Annotated in this window: 12 protein-coding genes; 11 read left to right on the top strand and 1 reads right to left on the bottom strand. The window is 64.6% G+C overall.

Annotation, left to right across the window (positions count from 1 at the left end; translation table 11 throughout):
* The first annotated feature begins 28 nt into the window (after positions 1 to 28).
* The 7 genes from VSX60_RS12575 to VSX60_RS12545 all read left to right on the top strand — a co-directional run bounded on the left by VSX60_RS12575 (position 29) and on the right by VSX60_RS12545 (position 6,934).
* The gene (locus tag VSX60_RS12575; RefSeq protein ID WP_327624548.1) at positions 29 to 1,225 is read left to right on the top strand and encodes a pyridoxal-phosphate-dependent aminotransferase family protein; all 1,197 of its coding nucleotides are present in this window, start codon (positions 29 to 31) and stop codon (positions 1,223 to 1,225) included.
* Positions 1,226 to 1,275: 50 nt separating this feature from the next.
* Positions 1,276 to 2,247, top strand: a complete 972-nt coding sequence (locus VSX60_RS12570; protein WP_327624547.1) for a TRAP transporter substrate-binding protein — start codon at positions 1,276 to 1,278, stop codon at positions 2,245 to 2,247.
* A 135-nt stretch (positions 2,248 to 2,382) separates the two neighbouring features.
* Positions 2,383 to 2,904: a TRAP transporter small permease gene (locus VSX60_RS12565; RefSeq protein ID WP_327624546.1), complete on the top strand. Its 522-nt coding sequence runs from the start codon at positions 2,383 to 2,385 to the stop codon at positions 2,902 to 2,904.
* The gene (locus VSX60_RS12560) at positions 2,904 to 4,184 is read left to right on the top strand and encodes a TRAP transporter large permease (protein ID WP_327624545.1); all 1,281 of its coding nucleotides are present in this window, start codon (positions 2,904 to 2,906) and stop codon (positions 4,182 to 4,184) included. Before VSX60_RS12565 ends, VSX60_RS12560 begins: the two co-directional genes overlap by 1 nt.
* A 4-nt stretch (positions 4,185 to 4,188) precedes the next feature.
* Positions 4,189 to 4,971, top strand: a complete 783-nt coding sequence (locus VSX60_RS12555; RefSeq protein WP_327624544.1) for an enoyl-CoA hydratase/isomerase family protein — start codon at positions 4,189 to 4,191, stop codon at positions 4,969 to 4,971.
* Complete coding sequence (locus VSX60_RS12550; protein ID WP_327624543.1) at positions 4,971 to 6,182, top strand: CaiB/BaiF CoA transferase family protein; 1,212 nt, start codon at positions 4,971 to 4,973, stop codon at positions 6,180 to 6,182. Before VSX60_RS12555 ends, VSX60_RS12550 begins: the two co-directional genes overlap by 1 nt.
* Before the next feature lie 5 nt (positions 6,183 to 6,187).
* Positions 6,188 to 6,934, top strand: a complete 747-nt coding sequence (locus VSX60_RS12545; protein ID WP_327624542.1) for a fumarylacetoacetate hydrolase family protein — start codon at positions 6,188 to 6,190, stop codon at positions 6,932 to 6,934.
* Positions 6,935 to 6,966: 32 nt separating this feature from the next.
* Here the strand turns inward: VSX60_RS12545 and VSX60_RS12540 are convergent, their stop codons facing one another.
* Positions 6,967 to 7,674, bottom strand: a complete 708-nt coding sequence (locus tag VSX60_RS12540; RefSeq protein WP_327624541.1) for a GntR family transcriptional regulator — start codon at positions 7,672 to 7,674, stop codon at positions 6,967 to 6,969.
* Between the two features lie 213 nt (positions 7,675 to 7,887).
* On the opposite strand from VSX60_RS12540, the gene VSX60_RS12535 reads away from it, so the two are divergent.
* From VSX60_RS12535 to VSX60_RS12520, 4 genes are all read left to right on the top strand, one after another.
* Positions 7,888 to 8,844 (top strand): Bug family tripartite tricarboxylate transporter substrate binding protein, encoded by a 957-nt coding sequence (locus VSX60_RS12535; protein WP_327624539.1) that lies wholly within the window; start codon positions 7,888 to 7,890, stop codon positions 8,842 to 8,844.
* A gap of 72 nt (positions 8,845 to 8,916) precedes the next feature.
* Positions 8,917 to 10,458, top strand: a complete 1,542-nt coding sequence (locus tag VSX60_RS12530) for a tripartite tricarboxylate transporter permease (RefSeq protein WP_327624538.1) — start codon at positions 8,917 to 8,919, stop codon at positions 10,456 to 10,458.
* Positions 10,445 to 10,942, top strand: a complete 498-nt coding sequence (locus VSX60_RS12525) for a tripartite tricarboxylate transporter TctB family protein (protein WP_327624537.1) — start codon at positions 10,445 to 10,447, stop codon at positions 10,940 to 10,942. Before VSX60_RS12530 ends, VSX60_RS12525 begins: the two co-directional genes overlap by 14 nt.
* 71 nt (positions 10,943 to 11,013) lie before the next feature.
* Positions 11,014 to 12,183 carry a mandelate racemase/muconate lactonizing enzyme family protein gene (locus VSX60_RS12520; RefSeq protein ID WP_442873091.1) on the top strand — a complete coding sequence of 390 codons (1,170 nt, stop codon included), beginning with the start codon at positions 11,014 to 11,016 and terminating at the stop codon, positions 12,181 to 12,183.
* The last annotated feature ends 118 nt before the right edge of the window (positions 12,184 to 12,301 follow it).

The following is a 12,301-nucleotide window of genomic DNA, read 5'->3' as shown; positions in this document are numbered from 1 at the left end:
AGGCGTCACGATCTCAGGGGGACTGATCGTGAGCTATCAACCGGGACGTCACTTCCTCCAGATTCCGGGTCCGACGAACGTTCCCGATCGCGTCCTGCGAGCGATGGACAGACCGACCATCGACCACCGCGGCCCGGACTTCCAAGCGCTAGGCAAGCGGGTTCTCTCGGGCGTCCGCACGATCTTCAAGACCAGCAATCCCGTCGTCATTTACCCGGCCTCCGGAACCGGCGCCTGGGAAGCGGCGCTAGTCAACACGCTGTCGCCTGGTGATCTGGTCTTGATGTATGAGACCGGGCATTTCGCTAGTCTTTGGAAGAAACTAGCCGAACGCCTTGGTCTGAAAACGGAATTCATTGCTGGCGACTGGCGCCACGGCGCCGACGCCCAAGCGATCGGCGAGCGTCTCGCGGCCGACAAGGGCCACGCGATCAAGGCGGTCTGCGTCGTCCATAACGAGACCTCGACCGGCTGCGTGTCGTCCGTCGCCGATGTACGCAAGGCCATCGATGCGGCGAACCATCCGGCCCTTCTGATGGTCGATACGATCTCGTCGCTCGGTTCGATCGACTACCGCCACGACGAATGGGGCGTCGACGTCACCGTGGGCGGCTCGCAGAAGGGGCTGATGCTGCCTCCCGGCCTGTCATTCAATGCACTGTCCGACAAGGCGATCGAAGCGTCGAAATCATCGATGCTGCCGAAATCCTATTGGGCCTGGGACGAGATGCTGCCGGCCAACGCCAACGGGTTCTTTCCGTTCACGCCGGCGACCAATCTCCTCTACGGCCTCGATGCGGCGATCGAGATGCTGCACCAGGAAGGCCTCGACAACGTCTTCGCCCGGCATCAGCGTCATGGCGCGGCGACGCGCGCGGCCGTCGCGGGTTGGGGCCTGGACGTTCTGTGCGCCGAGCCGGCCGAGCATTCGGGCGCTCTGACCGCCGTACTGATGCCGGACGGGAGCGGCGCCGACGCTTTGCGCAAGATCATCCTCGAGCGCTTCGACATGTCGCTCGGTGCCGGACTGTCGAAGGTGGCCGACAAGATTTTCCGCATTGGCCATCTCGGGGACTTCAACGATCTCATGCTTGTCGGTACGCTGGGGGGCGTCGAGATGGGCTTGCGGATAGCGGGCGTGCGGCACAAGGCAGGCGGCGTAGAGGCGGCGATGGAGGTCCTCGCCTCGGCGACGGAGGGGCAGGCACAACAAGCAGCAGAGTAAGAATCGGGCGGAGGAAACCGCCCGTCCGAAAATAACCGGGAGGAAAGACAATGAACATTCGCACATTGATGATGGGCGTCGCGGCAGCGGCGCTTTGGGGAACGACGGCGAACGCCCAGGAGGTCCTGAAACTGGGCCATGTCGGCGCGCCGGGATCGCTCTACGAATCGACCGGCAACAACTTCGCCGCATGCGTCGACGCCAGCGGCAAGGCGACCGTCGAGGTCTATGGCTCGTCGCAGCTCGGCAATGACGAGGAGATGCTGCAGAAGCTCAAGCTCGGGCAAATCGCCTTCTCGATCCCCTCCTCGATCATGAGCTCCGTGTCGCCGACCTTCGGCATCTTCGAGATGCCCTATCTGATCAAGGACCGCGACCACATGCGCAAGGTCCGCGACGAGATGGGGAGCACCTTCGTCGACGCGGCCAGCGACAAGGGCTACCGGATCATCGGTTTCTGGGAAAACGGCTTCCGCAACGTGACCAACAACGTCCGGCCGGTTACCGTGCCAGCCGATCTGGAAGGCATCAAGCTGCGTACGCCGAAGGGCGAGTGGCGGGTGAAGATGTTCCAGAGCTACGGCGCCAACCCGACACCGATGGCCTTCTCGGAAGTGTTCACGGCGCTGAAGACCGGCGTCATCGACGGGCAGGAAAACCCCCTCGCCCAGATCTATTCCGGCAAGTTCCAGGAAGTGCAGAAATACCTGTCGATGACGGGGCACGTCTATTCGCCGGCCTATCTGGCCAGCTCCGCCAAGCAGTGGGAAGGCTGGGACGACGAGCTGAAGGCCGCGATCCAGGATTGCGCGGTCAAGGCCAGCGACTTCGCCTATGACGAATCCGCCAAGCTCGACGGCGAACTGGTCGACAAGATCAAGGAAGCCGGCGTCGAAGTGAACGAGGCCGACAAGGATGCCTTCATCGAGGCCTCCAAGCCGATCTACGAGGAATTCGGTCAGCAGGTCGAGGGTGGCCAGAAGCTGATCGAGGACATCCAGGCGCTCGCCTCCAGCTCGTAAACCGAACGCCGGTGGCGCCCGCGCCACCGGCTTGCTTCATTGCGGCACCGCCCGTCTGGCGGACGACCGTCCTATTATTACCGATCATCGACAAATGGGGCGCCCGAACGGGCGCGGGAGGCCGAATTGCGCCTGATGGCGAAGCTTCTGGGCGAGGTTCTGACCTGGGTGGTCATTACCCTCATGGTTGGCCTCACGACCGTGGTCGTGGTGGCGGTGATCTTCCGTAAGGCAGGGGCTTCGCTCTCCTGGTATGACGAGGTCGCCTCGGTGCTCCTGGCATGGACCACCTATTACGGCGCCGCTCTCGCCGCGCTCAGGCGCGGCCACATCGGCTTCGATGACGTGCTCCTCGCGCTGCCGCGGAAGGCGCGCGGCGCGGCGGTGATCGTCGCCGAAACCCTGGTGATTTCGTTCTTCGCGCTGCTCGCCTGGGCGGGGCTCGAGGTCCTGAGCATCCTCGAAGGCGAGACGCTGGTCAGCCTGACATGGGTGCCGGTCTCTCTCACCCAATCGATCATCCCGATCGGCGCCATCCTGTTCATCGTCGCCGAACTTCTCAGTCTGCCCGACTACTGGCGCGACGTGATGGCCGGACGCTCGGTGGAACACGCGGTCATGGCGCATGGCGCAACGCCCGACAAGGATCAGGCCTGATGTTCATGTTCGCTATCTTCATCGCGCTCGTCGCGATGGTCTGCATCAACGTGCCGATCGCCATCGCACTGGCGCTGGCGGCGGTCCTTGCCATCGGGCTGACCGACGGAGCCGGCGCCCTCGTGACGATCGCGCTCGATATGTACTCGGGCGCGAAATCCTTCTCGCTGATCGCCATTCCGATGTTCGTGCTGGCCGGCGCGATCATGAACGCGACGGGCATCACCCGGCGCCTCATCGCCTTCGTCTCGGCGATCATCGGCTTCGTGCGCGGCGGCCTGGCGATGGTCAATGTCGGCGTGTCGCTGTTCTTCGCCGAAATCTCGGGCTCGGCGGTCGCGGACGTGGCGGCAATGGGCTCGATCATCATCCCGGAGATGAAGCGGCGCGGCTATCCCGCCCCCTTCGCGGCGGCGATCACCTCATCCTCGGCCTCGCTGGCGATCATCATCCCGCCATCGATTCCGATGATCCTCTATGGTGTTTCCTCCGGCGCCAGCATCGAACAGCTGTTCGTCGCGGGTGTCGTGCCGGGGCTGCTAGGCGCGGCTGGGCTGATGGGTGTGGCCTACTACTACGCGGTCAAATACGACTGGCCGACCGAGGATGCCTTCAATCTCCCAGCGCTGCGCGCCACCTTCATCGACGCGCTGCCGACATTCTCCCTGCCGGTGATCATTCTCGGCGGCATCTTCGGCGGGTTCATGACGGCGACGGAAGCGGCCGGCATCGCCGTCGTCGCGGCGATCCTGGTGGGTGCCTGGTACCGGGAGGTCGACTGGCGTCAGCTCAAGGAGGCGATGCTGGAAGGTGGCATGCAGACGGCGGTCGTCATGCTGCTGGTCGCCACCTCTGTTCTGATGGGCTCATTCCTGACCACCGCGCGCGTTCCCCAGGACATCGCGGCGGCGATTTTGGACCTCACCAGCAACCAGTACTTCATCCTTTTGATCCTCAACGTCTTCTTCCTGGTGATCGGCTTCTTCCTGCATTCGGCCGCGGCGATCATCCTGGTCGTCCCGATCATCACCCCGCTGATCCAGCAGGCAGGGATCGATCCGGTGCATTTCGGTCTGGTCGTGACGCTGAATCTGGCCATCGGCCAGCAGACGCCGCCCGTCGCTTCGGTGCTGATCACGGCCTGCTCGATTGCCAAGGCGAACATCTGGGAGGTGACGAAGTGGAACCTGCCGCTGATCGGGGTTCTCCTGTTCGTGCTGATTATCTGTACCTACGTGCCGGCCATCCCGATGTTTCTCGTCGAATACTTCTACAGGTGATCCGATGTCCGATAACGAACTGCTCTACGAAGTCCGCGGAACCACCGCCTGGATCACGCTGAACCGCCCGCAAGCCCGCAACGCCCTGACCTTCGCCATGTATGACGGCCTTGCCGAGATCTGCCGGACGGTCCCCACCGACGGCTCGGTCAAATGCCTTGTCGTCACCGGCGCCGGTGAGAAGGCGTTTGCCGCCGGCACCGACATGACGCAGTTTCGCGGCTTCACCACCGATCAGGACGCGCTCGACTACGAACACCGGATGGACGTCGTCCTCGGCGCGGTCGAGGCCTGTCCGGTGCCGACCATCGCGGCGATCTCGGGCGCCTGCACCGGCGGCGGCGCGGGAATCGCGGCCGCCTGCGACATCCGCATCACCACCGCCGACCTCAGATTCGGCTTTCCGATCGCCCGCACCCTTGGCAATTGTCTGTCGATCGCCAATCTCTCGCGCCTTTCCAGCCTGATGGGCGCCGGCCGAACCAAGGAGGTTATCTTTACCGCGCGGCTCGTCGGCGCCGACGAGGCGCAGGCGATCGGCCTCGTCTCGGAGATCGTGCCCGATCACCCCGCGCTAATCACCCGTATCGAGGCGCTGGCCGAGCAGCTGGCCGGCCACGCGCCGATCACCCTCGCCACCACCAAGGAGGCGCTGCGCCGGCTGCGCATCGAGGGCGCCGGCGCCGATGACCGCGACCTGGTCGTCAAGGCCTATATGAGCGAGGACTTCAAGGAAGGCATGGAAGCCTTTCTCGGCAAGCGCAAACCCGAGTGGAAAGGCCGGTAATGACCGCTGCGAAAGGCCCGTTGGAGGGCATGAAGGTCATCGAGCTCGCCCATATCATGGCGGGTCCGGTCTGCGGCATGATGCTCGCCGACATGGGGGCTGACGTGATCAAGGTCGAAAAGCCCGAAGGCGACGACAGCCGGCGCTTCCTGCCGCCAGACATCGGCGGCGAATCCGCCGCCTACATGATGATGAACCGCAACAAGCGCGGCGTCGTCCTCGACCTCAAGAGCGACGACGGCAAGGCGGTGTTGCGGCGGATGCTGGAGACCGCCGACGTCGTCATCGAGAATTACCGCATGGGGACGATGGAAAAGCTCGGCCTCGGCTACGAGGACCTGCGCAAGGCCAATCCGGGTCTGATCTATTGCGAGATCTCCGGCTTCGGCCGCAGCGGCCCCTACGCATCGCGCGGCGGCTTCGACCTGATCGCGCAAGGCATGAGCGGACTGATGTCGATCACCGGCGAGGGGCCGGGCCGGCCGCCAGTGAAATCCGGCGCGCCGGTCACCGACATCACCGCCGGCATCCTCGCGGCGCTCGGCTGCTCTAGCGCCTATGCGCGCAAACTTCAGACCGGCGAAGGCCAGAAGGTCGACACCTCGCTGTTCGAGGCCGGCATTACCCACACCTACTGGCAGTCGGCGATCGCGTTCGCCACCGGCGTTTCGCCCGGCCCGCTCGGCTCGGCGCATCCGCTCAACGCGCCCTATCAGGCATTCCAAACCGCCGACGGCTGGATCACGGTCGGGGCGGCCAACCAGAAGAACTGGGAGCGGATGCTGGCTGTCGTCGGCGCGCAGGAACTGGCGAACGATCAACGCTTCTCGAACAACAGCGGGCGGATGCAGAACCTCGCCGCGCTCGAAAACATCCTCAACGGCTACTTCTCGCGGCAGTCATCGGCGGAGTGGCTGGAGCGACTGGAGACGGCGGGCGTTCCCGCGGGTCCCGTCCTCGACGTCGGCGAGATGCACCGCGACCCGCAAACGCTTTTCCGCGAGATGGTGGTCGAAACCGAGCATCCGAAGGCCGGCCCGGTGAAGGCGATCGGACTGCCGATCAAGTTCTCCGAAACGCCCGGCGGCGTCACGCGCCCCGCGCCGCTGCTCGGCGAGCATAGCCGCGAAGTCCTTTCGCAGGCCGGCTACGACGACAAGGCCATCGACGCCATGCTCGAATCCGGCGCCGTCCGCGGCCCCACGGCGTAGCGGGAATGGCACATCTCGGCCTCGCCGACCGGCTGATCCTGGCCAGGAACGGCGGGCTGCGCGTGCCTCCCGCCGACGTGTCGGACAGCGTAGCCAGTGCGTGTGACGCCTATGCGATCCAGCGCCACGTGGCGGATGCCGTGGGTCCGGTCGGCGGCTTCAAGACCGGCCGTCGTCCCGGCCAGGACCAGATCATGGCGCCAATCTTTCAAAAGGACGTGCGGGCGAGCCCCGCCGTCTTCACTCGCACGGACATCGACCGCATTGGCATCGAACTGGAAGTCGGCTTCATCGTGGACAGGCCGCTGCCGGATCCCGAGAGCGCGGAATTCGAACGCCAAGCACGCGACTGCGTCTCCGCCGTCGCTGCGTTGGAGATCGTCGACACGCGGCTGACCGACATCGAGACGGCGCCGCCGCTGCTCAGGCTGGCCGACAATCAGCTCAATGGCGCCGTCGTTATTGGGGCGTCGCGCGCGGATTGGCAGGCGTTGGACCTTACGACGGTCAGCGCCAGGCTGAACCTCGGCTCGCATACCGTCCTCGATGGCAGCGCCCACGTGCCGGGCGGCGACGCCTTCGCGACCTTCTGCGCCTTGGCCCGGATGATCGGGTCGCATTGCGGCGGCTTGAGTCCCGGTCAGGTGGTCATCACCGGCTCGTTGAACGGCATGCCTTTCATCGAACGCGGCACGCCGGTGCGCGGCTGGATCGACGGGTTCGGCGACGTCGCGGCGGATTTTCCGACGTAACCGAATGAGCGCGGCCGGGCCTGACAGCCGCGTTACAGATGCTTCATGTCATAGCGCCGCAGGAGGTCCACGATCATATCTCGCGCCCGGATCTTGTGCTCCTGGGCCATCTGACGCGCCTCGCCCGGCTCGCCGGCGCGGATCGCGTCGACGATACGCTGGTGCTCCGCGATAGAGCCCGTCGGCTTCGACCGCAGATGCAAGGTCAGCCGGCGCGCCCGGAAGGACTGGTCGATGTTGATCGTCGCGATCCGCTCCAGCCTGCCGTTGCCGGCGCCATGCACGAGGCAGGCATGGAACCGCGCATCCAGATCGGCCCAGCCGAGAAGGTCATCCCTGGCAAGGGCCTCGGCTAGCTCGGCGTTCAGCCGTTCCATGTCGCGGCAAACAGGTTCGCGCGCCTCGCGCGGCTGTTCGGCCAGGAGCAGCGCCGCCATGCCTTCGACGGCGATGATGACGTCGTAGACCTCCTTCATGTCGTCAGGCGACAGCGCGCTGATGACGACGCCGCGTTTCGACCGCAGCTCGACCATGCCCTCGCTCTGCAAACGGATGATCGCTTGATGCACCGGCGTCCGGCTCATCCCCAGTCGTTGCGCCATCTCCTGTTCGGAGCCCTGAAAGCCCGGAGGAAAGACGCCATCGCGAATCGCCTGTTTGACGGCGTCATAGGCCGCTTCGACCAGCGACGGCTTGCGCTCCGGTTTTTCAATGCCGAGGAGCGTCGGGACGTTCGACATCGTGATTTTCCCCTCTTGCCGCGAGAGCCTTTCCGGCACCCTACACGGCTCGACGGTTAAATCGAACGCTTTCTTGCATGCATCTTCGGACGCATGATTGACATTGCCGGTGGCGTGGTCACAGATTGGAAAAGATCGGTCGCCGCCGTTTCGCGCCTGGAGGGTGCGCGACGCAAGTGGGCCGGTCGGGAGACATTCACTGGGAGGAATACTATGAAACTCACGTCACTGATGGCAGGCGTCGTCCTGGCGGTCGGACTAACGGCCGGTTCCGCGAGCGCGCAGGACTATCCGACGAAGCCCGTCAACTACATCATTCCGTTCAACGCCGGTGGCGAATCCGACATCGCCGCCCGGCTGCAGCAGCCGGTCTTCGAGCGCCTCACCGGGCAGAGCATGGTGGTCCAGTACATGGCCGGGGCCGGGGGCGCGCAGGCCTGGTCGCAGCTCAACGGCATGGACGGCGACGGCTACACGCTGATGGGCACCAACCTGCCCCATATCATCCTGCAGCCGATGGCGCAGGAAGTCGGCTACAAGACCGACGACATCGCCAATGTCTACTTCTTCCAGTACACGCCGGACGCCATCGTCGTGCCGGCCGACAGCCAGTTCAAGACGCTGGAGGATCTGGTCAACTACGCCAAGGAAAATCCGGGGCTGGTGACTTTCTCTGGCTCGGGGACCAATTCGGCCAATCACGTCGCGAAGACGAAATTGGACGGTCTTGCCGGCATCACCACGACCTATGTGCCGTTTTCCGGCACGAGCCCGTCCATCGCGGCCGTACTCGGCAACCAGGTTCTGGCGAGCTTCGGCTATACGACCTCCGCCATCAATCAGGGCGACGCGCTGCGAGTCCTCGCCGTCGCATCGGAAGAGCGGGTGCCGAGCTTCCCGGACGTTCCGACCTTCAAGGAACTCGGCTACGACATGGTCGGGGGCGCCTATCGCGGCGTGGCCGTGCCGAACTCTACTCCCGAAGACGTCCGCAAGCAGGTCTCCGACGCCCTCGACAAGGTCAATCAGGACCCGGACTTCATCAAGAAGATGGAAGACGGCGGCTTCGTCGTCATCAATGTTCCCTACGACGAAGTCGAGGCATTCATGAACGAGCGCCGCGAGCAGTATCAGGCGGTCGCCGAGCAGATGGGCATCGCCCAGAAATAGGCGCCAGCCCAGCCCAGGCGGGAGTGGTCGACGCTTCCGCCTGCCATTTTCCATTCCATTGAAGCGATCGCCATGGACAAGCTCGTCTATCTTGCCGAGGCCTTGACGCCGTTCAACCTCGTTCTGGCGCTCGGCGGCGTGCTGGCCGGCATCGTCATCGGCGCGCTGCCCGGCCTGTCGGCGACGATGGCCGTGGCCGTCCTCGTGCCGTTCACCTTCACGATGGACCCGGCCTCCGGCCTCATCGTGCTCGGCGCCATCTATACCGGGGCGATCTACGGCGGCTCCTATTCCGCCATCCTGGTCAACACGCCGGGCACGCCCTCGGCCATCGCCACCACTTTCGACGGCTTTCCGATGGCCAAGCGCGGCGACGGCGCGTTGGCCATCTCCATCGCCACCCTGGCCTCGGTGTCGGGCGGCATCGTCGGGGCGCTGATGCTGATGTTCCTGGCGCCGCCGCTGGCGCGGGTCGCGCTCGCCTTCGGCCCGCCCGAATATTTCTGGCTCGCCGTCTTCGGCCTGACGCTGATCTCGGCGCTGTCGGTCGGCAATCTCATGAAGGGCATGATCGGCGCCTGCCTCGGCCTGCTCATGTCGATGATCGGGGTCGCGGTCATCGGCGCCGACGTCCGCTTCACCATGGGCAGTCATGCGCTGCTCGGCGGCATCAACATCGTCTCCGGCCTGATCGGGCTCTATTGCATCCCGGTCCTGATCGACCTCGTCGCGACCAAGGACCCGCATCTCAAGGTCGAGAGCGACACCAGCGGCTATCGGCTGAAGGAAGCCTTCGCCATCGTCATGCGGGAGAAGTTCAACCTGATCCGCAGCTCGGTGATCGGCACGCTCGTCGGCATTCTGCCCGGCGCCGGCGGTTCGGTCGCCAGCCTCGTCTCCTATTCCGAGGCCCGCCGGTCCGCCAAGCATCCCGAACGCTACGGCACGGGCGAGCCGGGCGGCATCATCGCCACCGAGGCGGCCAACAACGGCACCGTCGGCGGCGGCTTCATCCCGACGCTGGTGCTGGGAATTCCCGGCACGCCGCCGGATGCCGTCATCCTCGGCGCGCTGCTCGTCCAGGGCATCCGCATCGGCCCGACGCTGTTCACCACGCAAGGGTCGATCGTCTACACCTTCATCTTCGGTCTGCTCATCGGCACGATCCTGATGCTGCCGGTCGGCCTGCTGGTCGGGCGGTACGCCTACAAGGGCATCATCGCGATCCCGAAAGCCGCGCTGGTGCCAACCATCGCCTTCATGACGGTCATCGGCAGCTTCGCGATCCACAACAATCTCAACGACGTCGCCGTGATGCTCGGTCTTGGCGTCATCGGCTGGATCCTCAACCGGGTCGGCTTCGCCCCCTCCCCGATCGTGCTCGGGCTGGTGCTGGGGCAGATCGCCGAGCAGGGATTCGTGCAGAGCTATCTGATCGGCAACGCGCAGGGGAACGTTCCGGGCATGTTCTTCGCCCGGCCGATTTCGCTGGCCATCGTGGCCTTCTCGGTGCTGACGCTGTTCTATCCCCTGATCGTCGGAGCGATCGGGGCGCGGCGGGCCCGCAAGTCAAAGACCGACATCATCGTGGAGAGCCGAGATGGCCGTCCTTAGGAAACCGCACGACCTGCCGGGTACCATAACCGCAGCCCTGTTCATCGGCCTCGGCGTGGTGCTTATCCTGCAGACCGGCAGCATGACGCCGATGGGTTCGGTGTTTCCGATCACCATCTCCGCCGCGATGATCGTGTTCTCGGCGATCCTGATCCTTCGCAATTTCGTCATTGCGGCTCGGCGCCCCTCGGTCGAGGCGGCCGACGAAACGGCAAGCGAGACGGAGCAGACGCAAGGGTCGATGCCGCGCCGCATCGGCTTTCTGGTCGCCATGGCCGCGTGGATCGGGCTGATTCCGATCCTCGGATTCTTCGTCGCCAGCCTCATCGCCTTCTTCGCCATCATGGCCGTCGCCAGCCATGAGCGCGTCACGCTGCGCGAAGGCGCCGTCCTCGGCGTGATCGGTGTCGCCATCTTGACCGCTTTCTACCTGATCATGGCCAACGTCCTGCTGATCCCGATGCCGCGCGGCCTGTTCTTCTAGGGTCGGGTCGTCCGTGATCGCGACTGTCGCCGCCACGCCTCCCGCCATCATTCGATTCTGAAAGCATCGTCATGCGCATCACCGAGATCCGGGAAAAAACCGTCTCGATCGCCAGTCCGATCGCCAACGCCTTCATCGACTTTTCCAAGATGACCTGCTCCGTCGTCGCGGTAGTCACCGACCAGATGCGCGACGGCAAGCCGGTCGTCGGCTTCGGCTTCAATTCGAATGGGCGCTACGGCCAGGGCGCTCTGATGCGCGAACGCTTCATCCCGCGGCTGATGGAAGCCGACCCGGAGACGCTGATCGACCGCGAACACGACAATCTCGACCCCTTCGCGATCTGGAAGGCAATGATGACCAACGAGAAGCCGGGCGGTCACGGCGAGCGTTCGGTGGCGGTCGGGACGATCGACATGGCGGTGTGGGACGCGGTCGCCAAGATCGCGGACAAGCCGCTCTACCGGCTTCTGGCGGACCGCTACCGGGCCGGCGAAGCCGACGACAGCGTCTGGGTCTACGCGGCCGGCGGCTATTACCATCCCGGCAAGGAGATCGAGGGTCTGAAGGACGAAATGCGATCCTATCGCGATCGCGGCTATACGGTCTGCAAGATGAAGATCGGTCTCGCGCCGCTGAACGAGGATCTGAAGCGCGTCGAGGCCGCCCTCGCGGTTCTCGGCGAGGGACAAAATCTCTGCGTCGACGCCAACGGCCGGTTCGACCTTCAGACGGCTATCGCCTACGCCAAGGCGCTCGAGCCCTACGATCTCTACTGGTACGAGGAAGCCGGCGACCCGCTCGATTATGCGCTACAGGCGGAGCTGGCCAACCATTACTCCGGCCGAATGGCCACGGGCGAGAACCTCTTTTCCATGCAGGACGCGCGCAATCTGGTCCGCCATGGCGGCATGCGGCCCGACCGCGACGTCTTGCAGTTCGACTGCGCCCTCTCCTACGGGCTGGTGGAATATATGCGCACCCTCGACATGCTGAAGGAGAACGGCTGGTCGAGCCGCCGGGTGGTGCCGCATGGCGGCCATCAGATGTCGCTCAACATCGCCGCCGGCCTGCATCTCGGCGGCAATGAATCCTACCCGGACGTGTTCCAGCCCTTCGGCGGCTTCGCCGACGCGACCGAGGTGAAAGACAGCCGCGTCGGCCTGCCAAACGTTCCGGGCGTCGGCTTCGAGGCGAAAGCGGCGCTCTATGAATTGTTCAAGCGCGAGCTTCTTGATTAGGACAGGATCGTACGAGGTCTCCGAGACCGGTCTGAAACAGAATTGTTGATTCTGTTTCAGATTTATGACGAAGCACATGTTCCAGCCAAGCAATGGCTGCCGGCAGACCCTGCCTTGC

The organism is Aurantimonas sp. A3-2-R12 (assembly GCF_036016755.1).
Taxonomy (GTDB): Bacteria; Pseudomonadota; Alphaproteobacteria; order Rhizobiales; family Rhizobiaceae; genus Aurantimonas; species Aurantimonas coralicida_A.
Note: the sequence above shows the minus strand (reverse complement) of the source record. Positions and strands in the feature narration are given on the sequence as shown.

What these genes read in the sequence shown, in the direction of transcription:
- VSX60_RS12570 (WP_327624547.1), top strand. Translation starts at nt 1,276, where the DNA reads ATGAACATTCGCACATTGATGATGGGCGTCGCGGCAGCGGCGCTTTGG.
- VSX60_RS12565 (WP_327624546.1), top strand. Translation starts at nt 2,383, where the DNA reads ATGGCGAAGCTTCTGGGCGAGGTTCTGACCTGGGTGGTCATTACCCTC.
- VSX60_RS12560 (WP_327624545.1), top strand. Translation starts at nt 2,904, where the DNA reads ATGTTCATGTTCGCTATCTTCATCGCGCTCGTCGCGATGGTCTGCATC.
- VSX60_RS12555 (WP_327624544.1), top strand. Translation starts at nt 4,189, where the DNA reads ATGTCCGATAACGAACTGCTCTACGAAGTCCGCGGAACCACCGCCTGG.
- VSX60_RS12550 (WP_327624543.1), top strand. Translation starts at nt 4,971, where the DNA reads ATGACCGCTGCGAAAGGCCCGTTGGAGGGCATGAAGGTCATCGAGCTC.
- VSX60_RS12545 (WP_327624542.1), top strand. Translation starts at nt 6,188, where the DNA reads ATGGCACATCTCGGCCTCGCCGACCGGCTGATCCTGGCCAGGAACGGC.
- VSX60_RS12540 (WP_327624541.1), bottom strand. Translation starts at nt 7,674, where the DNA reads ATGTCGAACGTCCCGACGCTCCTCGGCATTGAAAAACCGGAGCGCAAG.
- VSX60_RS12535 (WP_327624539.1), top strand. Translation starts at nt 7,888, where the DNA reads ATGAAACTCACGTCACTGATGGCAGGCGTCGTCCTGGCGGTCGGACTA.
- VSX60_RS12530 (WP_327624538.1), top strand. Translation starts at nt 8,917, where the DNA reads ATGGACAAGCTCGTCTATCTTGCCGAGGCCTTGACGCCGTTCAACCTC.
- VSX60_RS12525 (WP_327624537.1), top strand. Translation starts at nt 10,445, where the DNA reads ATGGCCGTCCTTAGGAAACCGCACGACCTGCCGGGTACCATAACCGCA.
- VSX60_RS12520 (WP_442873091.1), top strand. Translation starts at nt 11,014, where the DNA reads ATGCGCATCACCGAGATCCGGGAAAAAACCGTCTCGATCGCCAGTCCG.